This is a genomic window from Sphingobium sp. TomTYG65, from assembly GCF_055395525.1.
The window spans coordinates 36,849-57,366 of record NZ_AP027331.1; the positions used below are offsets into that span (position 1 = coordinate 36,849).

General features: G+C 61.8%; 22 protein-coding genes. 16 read left to right on the plus strand and 6 right to left on the minus strand.

Annotation, left to right across the window (positions count from 1 at the left end; all coding sequences use genetic code 11):
• Positions 1 to 90: 90 nt before the first annotated feature.
• Positions 91 to 1,995 (minus strand): sulfatase-like hydrolase/transferase, encoded by a 1,905-nt coding sequence (locus tag ACZ5Y5_RS14080; RefSeq protein WP_464811128.1) that lies wholly within the window; start codon positions 1,993 to 1,995, stop codon positions 91 to 93.
• Between the two features lie 111 nt (positions 1,996 to 2,106).
• Between ACZ5Y5_RS14080 and ACZ5Y5_RS14085 the strand changes: the two genes are divergently transcribed.
• The 3 genes from ACZ5Y5_RS14085 to ACZ5Y5_RS14095 all read left to right on the plus strand — a co-directional run bounded on the left by ACZ5Y5_RS14085 (position 2,107) and on the right by ACZ5Y5_RS14095 (position 4,091).
• Complete coding sequence (locus ACZ5Y5_RS14085) at positions 2,107 to 2,256, plus strand: hypothetical protein (protein WP_464811129.1); 150 nt, start codon at positions 2,107 to 2,109, stop codon at positions 2,254 to 2,256.
• Between the two features lie 102 nt (positions 2,257 to 2,358).
• Complete coding sequence (locus tag ACZ5Y5_RS14090; protein ID WP_464811617.1) at positions 2,359 to 3,525, plus strand: acyl-CoA dehydrogenase family protein; 1,167 nt, start codon at positions 2,359 to 2,361, stop codon at positions 3,523 to 3,525.
• 194 nt (positions 3,526 to 3,719) lie between these two features.
• A complete protein-coding gene (locus tag ACZ5Y5_RS14095) occupies positions 3,720 to 4,091 on the plus strand; it encodes a hypothetical protein (RefSeq protein ID WP_464811130.1) in 372 nt (123 codons plus the stop codon).
• 427 nt (positions 4,092 to 4,518) lie between these two features.
• On the opposite strand, the gene ACZ5Y5_RS14100 is transcribed toward ACZ5Y5_RS14095, so the two are convergent.
• Positions 4,519 to 4,932: a BLUF domain-containing protein gene (locus ACZ5Y5_RS14100; RefSeq protein ID WP_464811618.1), complete on the minus strand. Its 414-nt coding sequence runs from the start codon at positions 4,930 to 4,932 to the stop codon at positions 4,519 to 4,521.
• Positions 4,933 to 5,088: 156 nt separating this feature from the next.
• Here ACZ5Y5_RS14100 and ACZ5Y5_RS14105 point away from each other — a divergent pair, with 156 nt between their 5' ends.
• From ACZ5Y5_RS14105 to ACZ5Y5_RS14115, 3 genes are all read left to right on the plus strand, one after another.
• On the plus strand, positions 5,089 to 5,817 hold the full coding sequence (locus ACZ5Y5_RS14105) for a Crp/Fnr family transcriptional regulator (RefSeq protein WP_464811131.1): 729 nt from the start codon (positions 5,089 to 5,091) through the stop codon (positions 5,815 to 5,817).
• A 62-nt stretch (positions 5,818 to 5,879) separates the two neighbouring features.
• Positions 5,880 to 6,923: a zinc-dependent alcohol dehydrogenase family protein gene (locus tag ACZ5Y5_RS14110; protein ID WP_464811132.1), complete on the plus strand. Its 1,044-nt coding sequence runs from the start codon at positions 5,880 to 5,882 to the stop codon at positions 6,921 to 6,923.
• Positions 6,924 to 7,173: 250 nt separating this feature from the next.
• Positions 7,174 to 7,629 (plus strand): YaiI/YqxD family protein, encoded by a 456-nt coding sequence (locus ACZ5Y5_RS14115; protein WP_464811133.1) that lies wholly within the window; start codon positions 7,174 to 7,176, stop codon positions 7,627 to 7,629.
• A gap of 132 nt (positions 7,630 to 7,761) precedes the next feature.
• Here ACZ5Y5_RS14115 and ACZ5Y5_RS14120 read toward each other — a convergent pair whose 3' ends face one another.
• The 4 genes from ACZ5Y5_RS14120 to ACZ5Y5_RS14135 form a co-directional block, all read right to left on the minus strand.
• Positions 7,762 to 9,228 carry an alginate export family protein gene (locus ACZ5Y5_RS14120; RefSeq protein ID WP_464811134.1) on the minus strand — a complete coding sequence of 489 codons (1,467 nt, stop codon included), beginning with the start codon at positions 9,226 to 9,228 and terminating at the stop codon, positions 7,762 to 7,764.
• A gap of 39 nt (positions 9,229 to 9,267) precedes the next feature.
• Complete coding sequence (locus ACZ5Y5_RS14125; RefSeq protein ID WP_464811619.1) at positions 9,268 to 10,452, minus strand: benzoate/H(+) symporter BenE family transporter; 1,185 nt, start codon at positions 10,450 to 10,452, stop codon at positions 9,268 to 9,270.
• Positions 10,453 to 10,463: 11 nt separating this feature from the next.
• On the minus strand, positions 10,464 to 11,792 hold the full coding sequence (locus tag ACZ5Y5_RS14130) for an MFS transporter (protein WP_464811135.1): 1,329 nt from the start codon (positions 11,790 to 11,792) through the stop codon (positions 10,464 to 10,466).
• A gap of 125 nt (positions 11,793 to 11,917) precedes the next feature.
• Positions 11,918 to 12,841, minus strand: a complete 924-nt coding sequence (locus tag ACZ5Y5_RS14135) for a LysR substrate-binding domain-containing protein (protein ID WP_464811620.1) — start codon at positions 12,839 to 12,841, stop codon at positions 11,918 to 11,920.
• Between the two features lie 110 nt (positions 12,842 to 12,951).
• On the opposite strand from ACZ5Y5_RS14135, the gene ACZ5Y5_RS14140 reads away from it, so the two are divergent.
• Genes ACZ5Y5_RS14140 through ACZ5Y5_RS14185 form a run of 10 tightly spaced genes read left to right on the plus strand, consistent with a single transcriptional unit; the run spans position 12,952 to position 20,516 of the window.
• Positions 12,952 to 14,109 (plus strand): muconate/chloromuconate family cycloisomerase, encoded by a 1,158-nt coding sequence (locus ACZ5Y5_RS14140; protein WP_464811136.1) that lies wholly within the window; start codon positions 12,952 to 12,954, stop codon positions 14,107 to 14,109.
• A gap of 4 nt (positions 14,110 to 14,113) precedes the next feature.
• On the plus strand, positions 14,114 to 14,404 hold the full coding sequence (gene catC / locus ACZ5Y5_RS14145) for a muconolactone Delta-isomerase (protein ID WP_464811137.1): 291 nt from the start codon (positions 14,114 to 14,116) through the stop codon (positions 14,402 to 14,404).
• A gap of 30 nt (positions 14,405 to 14,434) precedes the next feature.
• Entirely contained in the window at positions 14,435 to 15,355 is a 921-nt protein-coding gene (locus ACZ5Y5_RS14150; RefSeq protein WP_464811138.1) for a dioxygenase family protein, read from the plus strand.
• A 24-nt stretch (positions 15,356 to 15,379) separates the two neighbouring features.
• Complete coding sequence (locus ACZ5Y5_RS14155) at positions 15,380 to 16,735, plus strand: SRPBCC family protein (RefSeq protein ID WP_464811139.1); 1,356 nt, start codon at positions 15,380 to 15,382, stop codon at positions 16,733 to 16,735.
• Complete coding sequence (benB, locus tag ACZ5Y5_RS14160) at positions 16,732 to 17,247, plus strand: benzoate 1,2-dioxygenase small subunit (protein ID WP_464811140.1); 516 nt, start codon at positions 16,732 to 16,734, stop codon at positions 17,245 to 17,247. The genes ACZ5Y5_RS14155 and benB overlap by 4 nt, the downstream gene beginning before the upstream one ends.
• Before the next feature lie 12 nt (positions 17,248 to 17,259).
• A complete protein-coding gene (gene benD, locus ACZ5Y5_RS14165; protein ID WP_464811141.1) occupies positions 17,260 to 18,045 on the plus strand; it encodes a benzoate diol dehydrogenase BenD in 786 nt (261 codons plus the stop codon).
• A gap of 11 nt (positions 18,046 to 18,056) precedes the next feature.
• Positions 18,057 to 18,764 carry a CoA transferase subunit A gene (locus ACZ5Y5_RS14170; RefSeq protein ID WP_464811142.1) on the plus strand — a complete coding sequence of 236 codons (708 nt, stop codon included), beginning with the start codon at positions 18,057 to 18,059 and terminating at the stop codon, positions 18,762 to 18,764.
• Positions 18,764 to 19,411: a 3-oxoacid CoA-transferase subunit B gene (locus ACZ5Y5_RS14175; RefSeq protein WP_464811143.1), complete on the plus strand. Its 648-nt coding sequence runs from the start codon at positions 18,764 to 18,766 to the stop codon at positions 19,409 to 19,411. Before ACZ5Y5_RS14170 ends, ACZ5Y5_RS14175 begins: the two co-directional genes overlap by 1 nt.
• 14 nt (positions 19,412 to 19,425) lie before the next feature.
• Entirely contained in the window at positions 19,426 to 19,743 is a 318-nt protein-coding gene (locus tag ACZ5Y5_RS14180; protein WP_464811144.1) for a 2Fe-2S iron-sulfur cluster-binding protein, read from the plus strand.
• A gap of 2 nt (positions 19,744 to 19,745) precedes the next feature.
• Positions 19,746 to 20,516, plus strand: a complete 771-nt coding sequence (locus tag ACZ5Y5_RS14185; protein WP_464811145.1) for an alpha/beta fold hydrolase — start codon at positions 19,746 to 19,748, stop codon at positions 20,514 to 20,516.
• Positions 20,517 to 20,518 lie beyond the last annotated feature (2 nt).

The window sequence follows — 20,518 nt, forward strand, 5'->3', positions numbered from 1 at the left end:
ATGCGCTTTCTCCCGGCCAAGGACTTTCCCTGAACGCGGCGAAGCTGCTGGGTATCCGCATGCCCGCATTATCTGCGGGCATACGCTCCTTCAGAGGGCTGGCGCGGGCAATGGAGTTTGCGAGGGGCCGTTCTTTGCCGGGAAGATCTGGCTCGACGGCGTATAGCTGCCATCGCGCAGGGCAATGATGTAGCGGGCTGCAGCCGAGACGTTGGGATCATTGTTCGCCGCCGCTGCCTGGATTTGCGGCAGGACGGCGTCCGCGGCATCGCCGATATAGGTGAGTGCATCGAGCGCCTGGATCTGCAGCGGCCGGACGGACGGCTGCTGGCCCATTATCTTGCCAAGTTCAGCCGCAGCGGTCTTCTCGCCCAGCTTGATCAACGCCTCAGAGGCGACGATGCGTACATGGGGGGATGCGTCGGATGCGGCTGCTGCGAGCAGGTCCGCTCTAGCGGGTGCGCTTGCGCTGCCGAGGAAGCGCAGGCCCATCGCTCCCCAATAACGGATTACGGCGTTGCGGTCCTTCAGCGCCGATCGAAGCGCGGGCACGTTGCGGGCGTCGGCGCTCGCGGCCAGCGCCGCGAGGCCCATTACCCGGGCAAGCGGATAGGCGCGAGGGTTGCGGCTTTCATGATAGCCTTCCTCAGGCGCGCCTTCGGGGATGAAGCCATTGTCCACCACCTCCAGCATGTGCGCGTTGAGCGCGCGCCGCAATTTGCGCAGGCGTGCCGCATGGGCGGGATCACCGATCAGGTCATGTACCTCGTCAGGGTCCTCCTGAAGGTCGAACAGCTGTTCATAGGGGCGCAGTTGGAAAAAGGCGTCCTGCTGGGCGTTCAGCTTTCCGGCGAGATGCTGCCGCTCCCATTCCTGATAGCTTTTCATTTGCCAGGCATAAGCCTGGTGACCCGATGCGGGTCGGTCGCGCAGATAGTTGCGGGTCAGGCGGTATCTGCCGTCGCAGACGGTGCGGCAGAAGTCGTAGCGCTCGTCCATGCGATCCCGCGCGCCGAAGGCGTAGCGCTCCGCTTTGCCCGCATGCGGCCCCATCAGCGCACGCCCTGCCATATAGGCGGGCTTGGTGCGGCCCATCAGGGACAAGACGGTCGGTACGAGATCGATATAGCTGACCGGCCCGTCGATGACGCTCCCCGGAGCGGCGGGAGCCAGATGCCGCCACTTGGGCGGGATATAGACGATCAGGGGCGTGCGATAGCCGCTGTCGTAGGAGAAATGCTTGCTGCGCGGCAGGGCGCCGCCATTGTCCGCGAAATAGAAGATGATGGTGTCGTCCGCGACGCCGCGCTCCTCCAGCTGTTTCAGCCGGTCGCCGACATGCGCGTCCATCTTTTCCATGAGATTATAATAGCTGGCGATGTCCTGCCGAACCTCCGGAGCGTCGGGCAGGAAGCGCGGCACCCTGACCTCGGCAGGGCGGACTGCCCCTGTGGTCGGAAAGAACAGCTGCGATTCATGGGTGGTGAAGTCGGTATAGACCGACATGAAGGGCGCGCCGTCGGGGCGGTTATACCATTGCGCCTTGGCGCTGGATTCATCCCAGATCTTCCGGGGGTCGATGTCGCAATTATAATCGGTCTTGAAATTGTTGGTGCAGTAATAGCCCGCCTCCCGCAGGATTTCCGGTAACGTCCGGATGTCGCTGGGGAGATGCGCGTTTGCCCGCATATGGTGCGCCGGACCGCAGGATTCGGCTTGGACGCCGGTGAGCAGCGTGAAACGCGACGTGGCGCAGACCGGGCCATTGGAGAAGGCGTTGCGGTACATGACGCCCTTTCGGGCGAGCGCGTCGATATTGGGCGTGCGCGCGAGGCGGTCGCCATAGGCGCCGATATAGGGGTTATTGTCCTCGCTTATCAGCCAAAGGATGTTCGGGCGTGCCCGCGACGCTCCGTCCGGCAGCTTCCGCGCATGGGCAGCGCTGCCCACCGCGAGGGCCACGCCCGCCAGCATGTCACGCCTTGAAATCGCCATCCTCATTCCCTTTGTCACCGCTGACATAGCCTGATCAATAAGGGGTGAGGGCAAGGCTGTCCATGCCCGTCGCGAGTTGGGCAGCGTGCGGGATATCCTCGGCTCTACGACATGCGCAAAGACATCCGCGAAAGCTATAGCGCTGCGCAAGGCGATCCCAAAGTCGTGAAGAGGCTGCGGAAGATGGTGTCCGACGCCAGGACGAGCTTTGCCAATACGGGCAAGGCGAGCGTCCTGGTTCCAGGACCGGTACAGGATTGATCCCGCAGCCGGTTTGAAGAAGTGCATGGTTGCGCGAGTGTTCTGTTATGTGGCTGGTGGAGCTATCACATGGCTCAAGGCGATAAGCGGAGCAGGATCATCATGAACGGGCCGGGGCAGGAAGAATCATTTCCGGACATTCGTGATGGCATTCGCCGCCTCTGCGCGCAGTTTCCCGGCTCCTACTGGCAGCAACAGGACCTGGAACGCCGCTATCCGGCCGAATTCGTGTCTGCGCTGGCGCGGGAAGGGTGGCTTTCGATCCTGATCCCTGAAGAATTTGGCGGCTCGGGCCTGGGGCTGTCCGCAGCGATTGCGGTGCTGGAGGAGGTGCATCGATCCGGCTGCAACGGCGGCGCGGCGCATGCGCAGATGTACACGATGGGCACGCTCCTGCGTCACGGATCGGAAGAGCAGAAGGGGCGCTATCTGCCGAAGATCGCGTCAGGGGATCTGCGCCTTCAGGCTTTCGGCGTGACGGAGCCGACGAGCGGCACCGACACGACCCGCATCCGTACCTTCGCGCGGCGGGACGGCGATGATTATGTGGTGAACGGACAGAAGATCTGGATCAGCCGGGCGGAGCATTCGGACCTGATGGTCCTTCTGGTCCGCACGACGCCGCGGGAGGAATGCGTCAAGCCGACGGATGGCATGAGCGTGCTGCTGGTCGACATGCGCGATGCGGTGGGGAAGGGCCTTTCCATCCAGCCGATCCGCACCATGTTGAACCATGCGACCACCGAACTCTTCTTTGATGACCTGCGCGTGCCTGCGGAAAATCTGATCGGTGAGGAAGGGAAGGGGTTCCGCTATATCCTGTCCGGCATGAACGCCGAACGCATCCTCATCGCGTCCGAATGTATTGGCGACGCGCGCTTCTTCATCGATCGGGCAAGCGCCTATGCGAAGGAGCGCTCGGTGTTCGGACGGCCGATCGGGCAGAACCAGGGCGTGCAATTTCCCATCGCGCGCGCCTATGTGCAGACGACGGCCGCTGCGGCCATCGTGCAAAAGGCGGCGGCGCTGTTCGACGCTGGGGTGCAGTCCGGCACTGAGGCCAATATGGCGAAGATGCTGGCGTCCGAAGCGTCATGGGCCGCTGCCGACATGTGTATGCAGACGCATGGCGGTTTCGGCTTTGCTGAAGAATATGACATCGAACGCAAGTTTCGCGAGACGCGGCTCTATCAAGTCGCGCCCATTTCGACCAACCTGATCCTCAGCCATGTGGCGACCCATGTGCTGGGGCTGCCGAAAAGCTTCTGAGGTTCGGCGCCTTATCCTCTGCAAAATACAACATAAAGGAGATGCCTGCTGTTCATCTATCCCCGGATCACAGATGAGGAAAATGAGGGTTAACTGGCTGTTAGTTAACGTGCGTGTGTCGGATCAATCCATCTATCTGTTATCTACTGAGCCGGGGGGTAATCTCAACTTTGCTCCAGACGGGAATGCCCAGTATGAACAGTGAAGCCCCTCTTGACCGTGCGGCCGGCCGGGAACGCCGTTTGCTCAGAGCCTATATGCAGCACCCTCGGGCAGGCCTCATCGACATCATGATTCGAAATGTCTCCGACCGCGGCATCGGTGGCAAATGTGTCCATGACATCGAGCCGGGCGAAATCGTCAGTATAATTTTCCCGGATCGCGCACCCATGGACGGAATGATAGTTTGGCGCATGGGCGATGGATTTGGAATGCGCCTGACTGCATCGATCGATCCGAAGGCCATCATGCACCAGCACTCGGCAACTGCGTCGAGGCTGGATTATCAAGTCCCGAAATTGTTTCGCCCGCCCTTGGAATGTCGACGGCCGGGGCTCAGGACTTGAGCCGTCGCACTTCAAAACGGGTCTGAGCGGCAGGCCGAGCCCTCAGACCGGCAAGCGGCTCCTGGCTTTGCTCCGAATGCGGCATGACTTGCGCGGTCGAGCGACGGCGGCGCGGCGCCTGAATAAGCCGCAAGGGCGACCTGCATATGACCAGTGGGATAATCCACAATTTCAGGTGCAGCCGGGAGCGACGCGGGCCATTGTGCAGTTCCCCTGAACCCGACGGCCCCGCCTCTGTCCCTTGAGAGGCGGGGCTCCGATGGCCCGCTGGGAAGCGCTGGAACTGGAAGCGGTGCTAGCTCAGGCGTTTGGGGAGGCATCAATCCCGAAATGGTGGCCCGAGACGCTAACTCAACCGCAGGAGAGGGGCACGGCATACCGGCGATCCGACGCGCGCGCTGGTGAGACGGGTCGAGATAGCTGCCGATTATCCGAGCGCAACGAGAGATCTGAGCAGCGAAATCATGTCCTGGGTTGCGAACGGGTTGATCTTCCCATCTGCTCTCACCAGCGGAGCCAATTGGGGTTCCACCAGCGCAGCAGGGCCTACATAGGCCATCGACCAATCAGAGAAGCGCCTGGAGGTGAGAGCTTCTACCTCGAGCACCCTTACATTCTGATGGCGGCTGTCCCTTTTGATGCTCGCCATCAATTCGTTCAAGGCTGCAGGAGAACCCTCCAGCACCTGCACGAAATTGCTGTGGGTGAACATCAGCGCGCCGGTTACCTCGAGGTCGCCATTCCTGCTTCGAGCGACGTCGATGATAGCCTCGACCTCACCCGCCTCGGTTGAGGCAGAAAGCGTGCTATCGCTCACATATATGAGAGATTGTAACGGCATATTTTTGTCGTATGCTCCCTTTGGCAAATCGCGTCCATGCGCCTCGGCTGGCTCATCGACGAAGATAGCTTAATCTACATTAGTGCGTGTTGTTGCTCTTCTTCTCTATGACGTTGAGGTGACTGTTGATGGTCGACTATAAAATAGGACAAGTCGTTGGGCGCTGAAAACCACCCACTGAGGAAACTAGCAGCAAAGCTCAGCGAGAGAGCGGAATTGTCGGATGACGACCGGCAAGCCATTGGCGCGCTTCCCTATACGATAAGGACAATGACGGCAGGCCAGCACATCATACGTGCCGGCCAAATCCCCACATTTTGCACGATCCTGCTGAGCGGCTTTGCGCAGCGGTACAGGCTGGTGAACGATGGCGGGCGTCAGATCGTCGGCTTTCATATGGAAGGCGATTTTGTCGATCTTCATTTTTCCATGCTGCATGCTGCCGATCAAAGCGTTCAACTGGTCACGCCTGCAAAGCTTGCCGATATCCCGGTGGGAGCGGTTCTAAAGCTGACACGTTCCCGACCCGCCGTCGCTGAGGCCATCTGGATGGACTCACTCGCGGACGCGTCGGTTTTTCAGGAATGGGTTGTCAGAATAGGCCGCCGCGATGCGCGGGCACGACTTGCTCACCTGCTGTGTGAAATCGGGATGAAGCAGGAACATGCCGGCATAGGAAGCCGATCCGAAGTCCATCTTCCGCTCACGCAGGAGCAGATTGCGGATGCGCTGGGGCTAACGCCTGTTCACATCAACCGGACGTTCAAATCCCTCGAGGGTGACGGCCTCATACAGCGGGGCCGGCAATCTGTGATGATTCCCGACTGGAACCGCCTGGCAGAAGCAGGCGGTTTCTCGTCTTCTTACCTTCACCTAGCAGGGTGATGAAGGGGCGTCTCCGCCTGATCATCCGGGGGCTCAAGCATCCCACGACACAGGAGTCATGAGTGAAAAAATATGTCCTTTCAGGCGAAGGCGCCATCAGGATCAGGGATCAGCACCCGATTGGAATGTCTCTGATCGAAGGGGAGTTGGCTGATCCGGGCGCAGGCCAAGTTCGAGTTGCGATCAAGAGCAACTCGTTGAACTTCGTCGACACGCTGAACCTCTGGGGAAATTTCCCGGTAGAAGGCCGCGTTCCGCTCATGGATGGCGCCGGGGTGGTGCTCTCCGTCGGTGAGGGAGTCATGCGCTTCAAGGCAGGCGATCGGGTGGTCGCCAATCCGCACGCCAATTGGATCGCCGGCGCGCCCGCTCCGGGAGCAACCGGGCTGGTCCTCGGCATTGTGGCCGATGGGATGCTGGCACAGGAAGTCATTGTGCCCGAAGAGTGGTTGGTGGCCGTGCCTGCAGCGATCAGCTTTGAAGCTGCTGCGAGCCTACCCTGCGCCGGTCTCAGCGCATGGAACAGCCTCATGGGAGGTCCTGGCAAATATAATGTCATTCCCGGCAGCACCGTGTTGACCCAAGGGACTGGCGGCGTGGCCCTGTTCGCACTGCAGTTTGCCAAGGCGATGGGTTGTCGGGTGATCGCGACAACGTCTTCGGCGGCGAAGGAGGAGAAGCTCAGGAGCATGGGGGCGGACGCCGTCATCAACTATGTCGAGACACCAGAATGGGGCGGCAAGGTGCTTGAGTTGACGAATGGCGTTGGCGTCGATCTGGTGGTCGAGGTTGGTGGCCCTAATACCCTGCCGCAGTCGTTGGTTGCGGCCAAGGTTGGCGGACGCGTCGCCATGGTCGGCATCGTAGGTGGCATGGGATCGATCGATTACGCGCATATGCTGCCCATCAATCACAAGGTCCTGACGCTATTTGCCAACGGCATGGGCAGCCGCCGCGATCTGGAGGAGATGCTGCAATTCGTCGCCGCCAACGGCATCGATCCCGTTATCGATTCCGTTTTCCCGTTCGAAGAGGCCGCTGCTGCTTACCGCCATTTCGAAGATCGCAAACATGTGGGCAAGGTCCTAATCTCGCACATGCAATAAGTCCTGGAGCGGCGATGGCTGGCCATTTTCAACCCCATTGCTCGAAACGCGGTCGTTGGAGTGGCGCATTCTCGATGCAGGCTTTTGCTGAGAGCGCCGCTCTTACACCGGTTGGTCAGTGCATCACCGCAACGCCCGGTTGCGCAACTAGGGTGTGGAAGCCGCAGGATTTCGGCACCAACGCGTGTGTAGCCATTCAGTTGTGACATTCCGTCTCCCAATTTCAGGCGACCCACTCTACATCTCTTAAATGCCACAGATCCTCATTGATGCTGATGCTTGTCCCGTGAAGGATGAGACTTATAAGGTCGCATGGCGCCATGAAGTGCCAGTCGTCGTCGTCAGCAACAGCCCCATTCGGGTGCCGGCGCATCCGCTCATCTCACGCGTCGTGGTGAGTGATGGCTTCGACGCGGCGGATGATTGGATTGTCGACCATGTGGAGGCAAGATCCGTCGTCATAACGTCCGACATTTTGCTGGCTGACCGATGCCTGAAATCCGGATGTGGAGCGGTGATCGCGCCTACGGGGAAGCCTTTTACCACCGCGTCCATTGGTAACGCCGTTGCAGTACGGGCCATTATGGCGGATCTGCGAGCAGGCGCCAGTGCTGATGGCATCGGTGGACCAGCGCCATTTGCGAAGGCGGATCGTTCACGCTTTCTATCCGTGCTTGATGAGATTCTCGTGCGGCTTCGACGGTGAGCAATCGACGCCGATGCATTAGCAGGTGGCCGCAATTATGTGGCTTGCCCGCCTCGACATGGCGCCTGATGCTGCCCGCAAATGCGGAGAGTCTGGCAACGCCTTCGATCGTAACAATCGGCCGTTATGGTCTCAAAAGCGAAACGTCATGTATCCGGCGGCATAGACGAGATCGCGGCCCGGCTTGAACCTTTCCGACACGTCGCCGTAGATCGTGTAGAAGCCCAGCGTCGTGAAGGGATTGAGGGCATATTGCCCGGCGGCGGTCACGCGTTTGCCGAAGAAACGGCTGTCGGTTTCGTCGCCGCGCCGCAAGACCTGACCACCCAGTGAATAGACACCATCGTGAATGGAGGTCCGCCACAGCCCCGCCGCCGAAAAGTCGAGCTTCAGCCGTGCGGACGGCTGGAGCGACAGCATCGGCTGGATGATGGTCAGGTTATGCGGGCCAAGGTCGCCATTATAGGTCAGCGGCTTTGGGAAGAGCGGTGCATAGGTGCCGATCTTTCCGTCATTCGAATTCTTGTCGCCCGATCCGACATCGACCCGCAGTGCGAGTTTGGGCTTCCATCCCCCCTGCCAGCCATGCGCCAGCGTGCCGGTGACATAATAAGCGTCAATGTCGAGATCGCCGAATGAGCCCCATTGGCGGATCGTTTCCACATCGATGCTCCAGGCGTCGCGCTTGCCCGCATAGCGCAGCGACAGGGTGCGGCGCCGGTCGCGCGCGGCCGGTTCGCTGTCGAAGGCCAGGGTAACACGATCGGATGACACGAACAGGGCTTCGGCGCGCCCGGTGCGTGTATCGCCGCCGAAACTGCGCCCGGCATGAAAGCCTGTCAGGTCATAATTATGGTTCGTTTCGTCGTCGAATGTCCCCAGCTTTTCCAGCACGGCATGACCGGTCAGGAAACCGCCGTCCCATTTGCCCAATGTTCCCATCACGCGCAGCAGGTCGAGCGAACGCCGCGTGTTGGCGCCTTCGCGCATGTCGAAGATGGTCTGGTTGCCGATGCCGATTTCCTGACGCCCCAGCCGGGCGGTGATCCGTGCTGGGCCGACGGGCACATGCGCTTCGATGAAGGCCTGGTTGAAGTCGAGGCGGCCTTCCTCGATCGGGGCGACGACTGAATCCAGTCCAGTGCTCGTCGCATGTTCGAGGTCGACGAAAGCTCGAAACAAGCCTTCGACCTGGAGGTCGCCCCAGAGGCGGGTGCGCTGTTGAAAATTGCCGTCATTATCCTGTGGACCGCGTCCCCACCGTTCGCCCAGCCGCAGTTCGGGACGCAGGCGCAGTTCGCCGCCGAGCGTCGCATAGGTCTTGCCGACGATCGGCAGATATTTGAGGCGCGTCCACAGATTGGCATCGCGTATATCGCGGAAGCCCGAATAATCCTCGTCATGGTTGATTGGGCGAAAGGCGGGCTTGGGCGGCTTGAGCCGATCCTTGGTCTGCGAGGCCGGCAGTTCCGCCGGCCTTTGCGCTTCTTCGGCTTGCGGGTCTTTGGTCTCAGTCGGGGCGGTGCTCGCCGGCAGCGTCGCGGCAGGCGCGGCCTGCAGGGCGGCGGCGGACAGGGCGTGCGCCATGATGGTGAACATAGATACTCTCCCGGAATGTCGATTATTTTTGAAGGGCGGTCAGGCGGCGGCCGTTTGCGCAGGTCGCGCCACGACCGACTGGAGCAGGTGAACCGCGAGGCCGAAGATCAGGCCCCAGAAGGCGGAGCCGAGGCCCGCCAACGTCATGCCCGATGCACTTACCGCGAAGGTGACGAGCGCTCCGTCGCGCCCTTGTTCGGCGCGTAGCGCCGTGCTGAGAGAGCCGGAGACCACCGGGAACAGGGCGAGGCCCGCGAGCGCCGCGATCAGCGGCTTGGGCAAGGTCGCGAACAGCGCCAGCACGGTGGCGGCGAAAGCCCCGAAGACGAGATAGGTCACGCCGCCCGAGATACCGGCCACATAGCGGCGCGCCGGGTCGGGGTGAGCATCGGGGCCAAGGCAGATGGCAGCGGTAAAGGCGGCGAGGTTGAGGCCGTGGCAGCCGAAGGGCGCAAGCACGATCGAAGCCAGCGCGCTGGCCGAGACGATCGGCCTGGCGGCAGGTTTCTCATAACCCGCAGCGCGCAGAACGGCGATGCCGGGCAGGAATTGTCCGGTGAGAGCGACAACAGCCAGCGGCAGCGCGATGCTGGCCATCGCTGCCCAGTCGAAGCGCGGCGTCGTCCATACCGGCATGGTGATATGTGGCACGCCGATATTGCCGGACAGGCCGCCGTTCATAGCCGTCAAGGCCAGACCCGTCATCAGCACGGCCACGACCGCATAGCGGGGCGCGAGGATGCGCCCGGCGAAGAAGGCGGCGATCATCGCGATTACCGTAACGGGAGCCGACGGGACGCTGCCGATCATGTCGATGACGAACCGGAACAATATGCCAGCCAGCATCGCGGCGGTGATTGCAGCGGGTAACAGCCGCATCAGCCGATCGAACGCGCCGGACAGTCCCACCAGCAGCACCGCGAGATTGGCGACGATATAGGCGCCGATGGCTGTGGCGAAATCGGTCTGCGGCAGCATCGTCACCAGCAGCGCGGATCCGGGCGCTGACCAGGCGATCACGATCGGTACTCGCCAGCGCCAGCTCAGCACGATGCCAAGGATGCCGCTGCCGATCGAGATGGCCCATATCCAGGACGCCACAAGAGCAGGCTCCAGCCCTTGTGCAGCCTGAAATATGATCACCAGCGGACCCGCGAAGGATATGGTGGTGGCGATGATCCCGGCAATGATAGCCGGGATCGAGGATGTCTGCCGAACGGTCATGATAGTCCTGGTCACGCCGCTAGGGCGTAATTGTCCTGAGCGATCTGCTGGCGGCGGCTCACCATGTAGATGGCGGTGGCCACTACCGAAATGAGGCCGGGAATGGCGAAGGCGACGAAGTTGAGCGCCATCGGTAATTGCGCGGCGAGCAGCAGCCCGCCCAGCATCGGCCCAACGATCGCGCCGACCCTGCCCATGCCCGACGCCCAACCAAGGCCGGTCGAGCGAACCGAAAGGCTGTAGAATTCAGCGACGCTGGCATAGAGCAGGATCTGCGTGCCCGTGGTGCCGGCCCCGGCGATGAAGATCAGCAGATAGAGGATCGGCATCGGGCCGTTGAGGCCGAGCAGGGTGATGCACGCCGCGCCCAGCAGGAAGTAGGCCATCACCACGCGCGGCAGTCCGAACCGGTCGGCCAGGCGTCCGCCCGCAATTGCCCCGAACATGCCCCCGAAGTTGAGCGCCAGCAGGAAGGACAGGCTTGAGCCAAGGCTATAGCCCGCGCTGCGCATCAACTGTGGCAGCCAAGAACCGAGCGCATAGACCATCAGCAGGCAGCAGAAGAAGCAGAGCCACATGGACAGGGTGCCGACAGCCCGATTGTGTCGGAACAGTTCGGCGACAGACGCGCGATCGCTGCTCGCCTCCTGATAGACGAGCCGCCCGTCCGCGATGGGTTGCGTCGACAGGCGTTGCAGGATGGCGCGGGCCTGTGCTTGTTCGCCCTTGCGGATCAGGAAGCCAGCGGATTCCGGTAGGCCACGAAGAACCAGCGGCAGCAGCAGGAGCGGAACGGCGGCAGCGAAGAACATCGCCTGCCAACCGAACAGTGGCAGCAACCAGATTCCAAGGCCGGCTGCCGCCATGCCACCCACCGCATAGCCGCTGAACATCAGGGCGACGAGGGTGCTGCGCATCCGCTTAGGCGCATATTCATTGGTGAGTGCAACGGCGTTGGGCATCAGGCCGCCGCAGCCGAGCCCAGCCAGGAAGCGGAGCGCGCCGAACATGGTGGGCGTCGTCGCGAAGCCGTTCACAAAGGTGGCGGCGCTGAACAGGGCAAAGCAGATGGTGATGCAGGTTTTCCGGCCAATCCGGTCGCCCAGTGGGCCGAAGAACAACGCACCCGACATCATGCCGAACAAGGCCCAACTCGCCAGCGAACCGGCCTGTGGCGCGGTAAGTTGCCATTGGTCCATCAACTGTGGAAGAACGACGCCGTAAATAAAGACATCGTAACCATCGACTATCAGCAGGATGGCGCAGGCTATTATGATCTTGAGATGAAGATTTCCGAATCTGGATTCGTCGATGTGACGAATTATATCGATATCCTGCATATCGATTCCTCTCCCTTATTTGATGGGTATGATTCCCGGATAAGTGAGAGATTTGCAGGATCGAGCCAAATACCGTTTAAGTCCCGATCAAATACGCAATGGGTATGAACGGCTCTGGCAGACAGTCATAATTCCTCATACAGCGCCGCCGGAACCTCATAGCCCCAGTCGGCATATTGGCGGGCAATCACGGCCGCCATCAGCGCCAGTTCCGGCGAGCGGTCGCCTGGCCTGTGGCTCATGATGATGGGGGATGTCGCCGGCTCCACCAGTTCGCGGAAGGCGACATCATGGCTGCGCGCGCGATGCACCGACTCCGGCACGATCGCCATGCCTTCCTCCGCCGCGACCAAGCCGATCGCGATCTGGAGTTCGCGGGCCTCATGGACGATGCGCGGTTCGATTGCATGGTCGCGAAACAGGGATATCACCTGGTCTGCATAGCTGGGGCGGGGCGCGCGCGGATAGATGATCTGCGGTTCGTCGGCCAGGTCGCGCAGCGAAATGGGACCTTCGCCATGCGCCAGAGGATGGTCAAGCGGAAAGGCGGCAACCAGTTTCTCGTTGCGCAGGATGATGCGCCGGACGGCGGGATCCTCGAACCGGATGCGGCCAAAGCCCACGTCGATGCGGCCGTCCTTGAGCGCAGCGATCTGTTCGAGCGTCGGACTTTCGACCATGACCAGTTCGACATTCTCCGCGGCCTTGCGAAATTCTCGGATCAGTTCGGGCAGGCGCGCGTAGATGGTGGAGGCGACGAAGCCGATGACCAGCCGTCGCCGCCGACTGGTGGCCGCCGACTTCACCATCGCCTCGACATCCTCCATGCGGGACAACAGTTGCAGTGCCTGCTCGTGGAGCAGTCGTCCAACGTCGGTCAGCCGCAGCGGCCGGCTTGCGCGATCCAGCAGCGGTGCGCCGACATGGGCCTCCAACTGCTGAATGGCGCGGGACAAGGGCGGTTGGGCGATATGCAGCCGTTCGGCGGCGCGGTTGAAATTGCCTTCCTCCGCCACCGCCACGAAATAGCGCAGAAGGCGCAGGTCGATCATCTATCATACCTCCAAAGTATGGAGCCTTGACCACATTGATCTTTGATCGATCCACTGCCGAGGCATATCTGTCTCGCGAAAACTAGGGATTTAGGAGAGTCGCTGCAATGGCTGTATTGAGCCGAGCCGATACCTTCATCGTCGATGTGCCGACAATTCGCCCGCATGTTCTGGCTATGGCCACCATGCACGCCCAGTCGATGGTCATCGTGCGCCTGGTCGATGCCGACGGCGTGGAGGGCATTGGCGAGGGTACAACGATCGGCGGCCTCAGCTATGGCGAGGAAAGCCCGGAGAGCATCAAGTCGGCGATCGACACCTACATTGTTCCCGTGCTGGAAACCTGCGACCTGACGCAGGTCGGCGCGAGTATGGCGAAGGTCGCCCGCTGCGTGCGCGGTAACCATTTCGCCAAATGTGCGGTCGAAACCGCGTTGCTCGACATGGCGGGAAAGCGGCTGGGCATAGCGGTGTCCGAACTGATCGGCGGGGGGCGCGTGCGTGACAGCCTGCCGGTTGCCTGGACGCTGGCAAGCGGTGATACCGCGCGCGACATAGCCGAAGGCGAGGAAATGCTCGATCGCCGCCGCCACCGCATCTTCAAGCTGAAGATCGGCAAGCGCGAAGTGCAGGATGACGTCGCCCATGTCGGCGCGATCTGCAAAGCGCTGGGCGACCGCGCCAGCGTTCGCGTCGACGTCAACCAGAACTGGTCGGAGGCGCAGGCCAAGACCGGCATGGCGATGCTGCATGAAGTCGGTTGCGACCTGGTCGAACAACCGATCGCTGGCGACGCAATCGCCGCCATGGCGCGTCTTTCGAAGAGCCAGCAGGTGCCGTTGATGGCCGATGAGGCGCTGAACGGTCCGCGCAGTGCGATGCGGATCGCCTCTGCCCATGCGGCGAGCGTCTTCGCGCTCAAGATCGCGCAGTCGGGAGGGCTGTTCGCCACCGCGCAAGTGGCCGCCATCGGCTCAGCCGCCGGGATCGGCCTCTATGGCGGCACGATGCTGGAGGGCGGGGTCGGCACGGCCGCATCGGCTCATGTCTTTGCTACGCTGCCGGAACTGGCCTGGGGCACGGAATTGTTCGGCCCTCTGCTCCAGACCGAGGAAATATTGAGCGAACCCCTTGGATATGGCGACTTTTCGCTCGCCGTGCCGACCGGGCCGGGCCTCGGCATCGCCTTTGACGAGGACAAACTGGCCTTCTTCCGGCGCGATCGCACGTCGCCGGTCCTTCACCCCGTTGCCGCAGGAGCCTGAATCCATGCTGTTCATGGTCGAAATGGACGTCAACATTCCGCTGGGTTTCGATCCCGATCAGGCGGCGCGGATCAAGGCCGAGGAAAAGGAATATTTCCAGAAGCTTCAAACCGCCGGTATCTGGCGCCATATCTGGCGTAAGGTCGGCCTCTATTCGAACGTCTCGATCTTTGACGTCGAGAGCAATGCGGCCCTGCATGACACGCTGATGGCGCTGCCGCTTTACCCCTTCATGACCATGAAGGTGACGCCGCTGTGCCGCCATCCCTCATCCGTTCACGACGACGATCGCTGATCGGACGACCACAGGTTTAGGAGAGAAAATATGGACACCAGCTTCGTACAACGACCGGAAATTCAGCAGTTGCTCGACCGTGCTGCCGGTGTGAATGAAAGCGGCGGCAATCCGCGGCTCAAGGCGATCATGCGCGACCTCACCGAAAGCGTGATGAACCTGATCGTCAAGCACGACATTTCCGAAAGCGAATTCTGGCTGGCGATGAAATTTCTGTCGGACAGCGCGGGCGAGATCGGGCTGATCGTGCCCGGCACTGGGCTTGAGCATTTCATGGACCTCTACATGGACGCCAAGGATGCCGAGGCGGGTCTGAGCGGCGGTACGCCCCGCACCATCGAAGGGCCGCTCTATGTCGCCGGCGCGCCGCTGGTGGAAGGCGACGTCAATCTGAGTGTCGATCCCGATGAAGGCACCCAGACTCTCTATATGAGCGGCGCCGTCACCGGCCCCGACGGCGAAGCGGTGCAGAATGCGATCGTCCATGTGTGGCACGCCAACAGCAAGGGCTGGTATTCGCATTTCGACCCGACCGGTGAACAAACACCGTTCAACAACCGCCGTCGCATCAAGCTGGGCAAGGATGGCCGCTACGCCTTCCATTCCAAGCAGCCGAGCGGCTATTCGGTGCCGCCTGGTGGTGCGACAGACCAGCTGATGCAGGCGTTGGGACGCCACGGCAATCGTCCGGCCCATGTCCATTTCTTCATCGAGGCGCCGGGCTATCGCACGCTGACAACGCAGATCAATTTCGGCGACGATCCGTTCGCGGCGGACGATTTCGCCTTCGGCACGCGTCAGGGCCTGCTGCCGGTGCCCAGTCGCCAGGGCGACACCGCCTACATCGCCTTTGACTTCCAGCTTCAGCGCGCGGTCAGCCAGAGCGACGAGGGCTTCTCATCCCGCACTCGCGCCAAAGCGGTCGCCGAACCCGAAACCGAGGTCGCCTGACGTTCAGGCACAGGAGACAGGATTATGTACGAGCACCTGATGCAGCGCGTCGCGACCGCCGTGGTCGACGATCCGGAATCGGGGATTTTCCGTTGCCGCCGCGACGTCTTCACCGACCCCGCGCTGTTTGATCTGGAGATGAAATATATCTTCGAGAGCAACTGGGTCTATCTGGCGCATGAGAGCCAGGTAGAGAAGAAGAACGATTATTTCACCACCTGGATCGGCCATACGCCGGTGATCCTGACGCGGGCGAAGGATGGCGGCCTCAACTGCGTCGTCAACGCCTGCGCCCATCGCGGTGCGAAGCTGTGCCGCCGCAAGCGGGGCAATCAGCCGCTGTTCGTCTGCCCGTTCCACGGCTGGAGCTTCAAGACGGACGGAAAGCTGCTGCGCGCCAAGGACGCCAGCACGGGCGCCTATCCCGACAGTTTCGATCATGAAGGATCGCACGACCTGACAAAGGTCCGCGTTGAGAGCTATCGCGGTTTCATCTTCGGTTCGCTCAATCATGACGTCCTGCCACTGGAAGATCATCTGGGCGAAACCAAGGTCATCATCGACCAGATGGTGGACCAGGCGCCCGAAGGATTGGAGGTGCTGACCGGCAATTCGACCTACACCTTCCACGGCAACTGGAAGATGCAGATGGAAAATGGCTGCGATGGCTATCATGTCAGTTCGGTCCATGAGAATTACCAATCGACCATGGGCCGCCGCGCCGAAGGCGGCACCAAGGCGGTCGACGCCAATGGCTGGTCGAAGGCGCCGGCGAGTGGCGTCTATGGCTTTGAACATGGCCACATCCTGCTGTGGACCCAAGTGCTGAACCCGGAGGTTCGGCCGGTCTGGAATTACAAGGACCAGCTGGTCGAGCGGCTGGGCGAGGACAAGGCGAAGTTCATCCTCGAACAGACCCGCAATCTGGCGCTCTATCCGAACGTGTTCCTGATGGATCAGTTCTCGACCCAGATCCGTGTGGTGCGACCGATCGATGTCCACACCACCGAAGTCACCATCTATTGCTATGCACCCAAGGGCGAGAGCGCCGAAGACCGCGCCCACCGCATCCGCCAATATGAGGACTTCTTCAACGTCACCGGCATGGGCACGCCCGACGATCTGGAGGAATTCCGCAGCTGCCAGTCGGCCTATGAGGGCGCGGGCGGATTGTGGAACGACCTTAGCCGCGGCGCGACCCGCTGGATCGCCGGGCCGGACAGCAATGCGGCAGCGATGGGCATGAAGCCCCTGCTGTCGAGCGGGCGCAGCGAGGACGAAGGGCTGTTCGTGCGCCAGCACGAGTTTTGGGCGAAGATCATGCTCGACGGCATGGCCAAGGATGCCGGCGCGGCTCCGATGATGGAGGCGGCGGAATGACATTGGTCCTCGACACCCCGGGCTCGACGCTGTCCTATCAGGACATTTGCGCCTTCCTCTATCGCGAGGCACGACTGCTTGATGATCGCGCGTTTGACGAATGGCTGGACTGCTATTCGGAGCAGTGCGAATATTGGATGCCAGCCTGGACCGATGATGATGCGCTGACCACCGATCCGCACATCGAAATCTCGCTGATCTATTATGGCAGTCGCAAGGGGTTGGAAGATCGCGTCTATCGGCTGAATACCGAACGGTCGTCTGCCAGCACGCCGGAAGCGCGCACATCGCACTTCATCGCCAATGTGGAGATTATCGAGACGCGCAGTGACGCGATCGACCTGCGCTATAACTGGCATACGATGAGTCATCGGTACCAGAAGACCCAACAGTTTTTCGGGACCACGTTCGTGACTTTGGACGTCAGCGACAAGTCGCCAAAGATCCTGAAGAAGAAGATCGTCCTGAAGGACGACTATATTCATCAGGTCATTGACGTCTATCATCTCTGAAGGGACTGGGTCATGATTTTCCAGGGACGCTTCGCGGGCAAGGTGATGGTCGTGACGGGCGCGGCGCAGGGCATCGGTGCGGGAGTAGCGACCCGCGCGGCGGCCGAGGGAGCCCGCCTTGTCCTCGTCGATCGCGCCGAGTTCGTGACCGAAGTGGAACAGGCGATCGTCGCGTCGGGTGGCAAGGCCGTTTCCGTGACCTGCGACCTTGAAAATTATGACGGCGCGGCGCAGGCCATGACAGCTGCGGTTGAGGCGTTCGGGCGTATCGACATCCTCGTCAACAATGTCGGCGGCGCGATCCGCATGCGGCCCTATGCGCAGTTCGAACCGGCGCAGATCGACGCGGAAATCCGCCGATCGCTGATGCCGACGCTCTATTGCTGCCATGCTGTTCTGCCGGTGATGCTGGATCAGGGCGCGGGGACGATCGTCAATGTCTCGTCCAACGCGACGCGTGGCATTCGTCGTGTGCCCTATTCGGCGGCGAAGGGCGGCATCAACGGTCTCACCCAGGCGCTGGCGATGGAATATGCGGAAAGCGGCATCCGCGTCGTCGCGACTGCTCCGGGCGGTACGAGCGCGCCCCCGCGCCGCGTGCCACGCAATGCGGAAGGCGACAATCATCAGGAGCAGGCATGGATGGCCGAAGCGGTGGCGCAGGTGAAGGCGTCGGCCTTCATGAAGCGCTACGGCACGCTGGAAGAGCAGATCGCACCGATCCTTTTCCTTGCATCCGATGAGGCCAGTTACGTGACTGGATCGGTCCTGCCCGTTGCGGGCGGCGATATCGGTTGAAGGAGTAAATGATGCAGAAGATTTACGACAGCCCTCGGGTCGCACTGGAAGGCTTGTTGTTCGACGGCATGACAATCATGTCGGGCGGGTTCGGGCTCTCGGGCAATCCCGAGAGTCTGGTCCCGGAAATTCGTGCGAGCGGGGTCAAGGATCTTACCGTCATCTCCAACAATGCGGGCGCAGACGGCTTTGGGCTGTGGATGCTGCTGGAAAGCCGACAGGTCCGGAAGATGATTTCTTCCTATGTCGGCGAGAACAAGCTGTTCGAAAGCCAGTATCTTTCAGGCGAGCTGGAGCTGGAACTGAACCCGCAAGGGACGCTGGCCGAACGGATCAGGGCAGGGGGCGCGGGCATCCCGGCCTTTTACACGAAGACGGGCGTGGGGACGGTCGTCGCCGAGGGCAAGCCGGTCGAGACGTTCGACGGCGACGAGTATGTGCGCGAGACTTGGCTGCGCGCGGACCTGTCCATCATCAAGGCCTGGCGCGCCGATCCGGCAGGCAACCTCATGTTCCGCAAGACCGCGCGCAACTTCAACCCGAACATGGCGACGGCAGGCAAGGTGACGGTGGTCGAGGTCGAGGAAATCGTGCCCGAGGGGAGCTTCGATCCCGACTGCATCCATACCCCCGGCATCTATGTCGACCGCGTCGTGCTCAGCACCATCAACGAGAAGCGGATCGAGAAGCTTACGGTGCGCGAAAAGGAGATCGCATAATGCCTTGGACCCGCGACGAAATGGCGGCGCGCGCCGCGCGGGAGCTGCGCGACGGCTATTATGTGAACCTGGGCATCGGCATTCCGACGCTAGTGGCGAACCATGTGCCGGACGGCGTCCAGGTCACGCTGCAGAGTGAGAATGGCATGCTCGGCATCGGGCCGTTCCCTTTCGAGGGTGAGGCAGATCCAGACCTGATCAATGCGGGCAAGCAGACGATCACCGCGCTGCCGACCAGCAGCTTCTTTTCCTCCGCCGACAGTTTCGCGATGATCCGGGGCGGCCATATCGACATGGCCGTGCTGGGCGCAATGGAGGTGGCCGCCAATGGCGACCTCGCCAACTGGACCATTCCCGGCAAGATGGTGAAGGGCATGGGCGGGGCCATGGACCTGGTCGCGGGCGTCAAGCGCGTGGTCGTGGTGATGGATCATGTGTCGAAGAACGGCACCCCCAAGATCCTTGACGCATGCACGCTGCCGCTGACTGGCAAGGGGGTGGTCGACCTTATCATCACTGACCTTGCCGTGATCGCTGTGGATCGTGCCAGGGCCGGCTTGACCCTGGTGGAACTGGCCCCCGGCGTAAGCGAAGCCGAAGTCATCGCGAAGACGGGCGCACCGCTCGCGATCCTCGAAGCTGCCTGAACAGGATAGATACCGTGCCCAAGCTGATCGTCGTCAACCGTGCGGGTGATGAAACGAGCATCGATGCCCGTGAGGGCGCGTCGGTGATGGAAGCCATTCGCGATAATGGCTTCGACGAACTTCTCGCCCTGTGCGGCGGCTGCTGTTCCTGCGCCACCTGTCATGTCTTCGTCGATGAAGAATGGACCGGGGCGGTCGGCAGTGCCAGCGGGGACGAGGACGACCTGCTCGATTCCTCCGACCATCGCGAGGACCGTTCGCGCCTGTCCTGCCAGATCATGATGACTGCCGCGCTCGACGGCCTGCGCGTCGCCATCGCGCCGGAGGATTGAGCATGGCTTTCACCCAGCGTCCCGGCGCCGATCTCTACTGGAAGAGGGATGGGCGGGATGATGCACCCGCGCTGGTGCTGCTGAACAGTATCGGCACCGATATGGATTTGTGGGACGGCATGCTGCCCCATCTGCGGGACCGTTTCGCACTGTTGCGGATCGACACGCGCGGCCATGGCGCGTCCATCGCGGAGCCGGGGGACTATAAGCTGGCCATGCTGGCGGACGATGTGCTGGCGGTCGCCGATGCTGCGGGCTTCGGTCGTTTTTCGGTCGCTGGCGTCTCGCTCGGCGGCATGATCGGGATGGAACTCGCGTTGCGAGCGCCGGGTCGCGTCGAGAAGCTGCTGCCGATCTGCACCTCCGCGACGATGGACAGCGCGGCCTGGAGTGACCGGGTTGCCAAGGTCCGGGGGGAGGGGATGACCGCCATCGCCGATCTGGCCATGGGCCGTTTCCTGTCCGATGCCGTCGAACCGGCCATCTATGAAGCCGTGCGACGCCAATTGCTGGCGATGGACGCGGAAGGCTATGCCGGCTGCGGAGCGGCGATCCGCGACATGGACCTGGCCGACCGGATCGGCGACATCTCTCGCCCGACGCTGGTTATCACCGGCACTCGCGACACCTCGACCCCGCTCGAAGGGCATGGCGAGCATTTGCTGGCACGCATCCCCGGCGCGTCACATGCGGCGCTGGAGGCGGCGCATCTTGCCCCGCTTGAGGCACCCAAAGCACTGGCGGCCGTCATCACCTCTTTTCTGGAAAGCTGAGA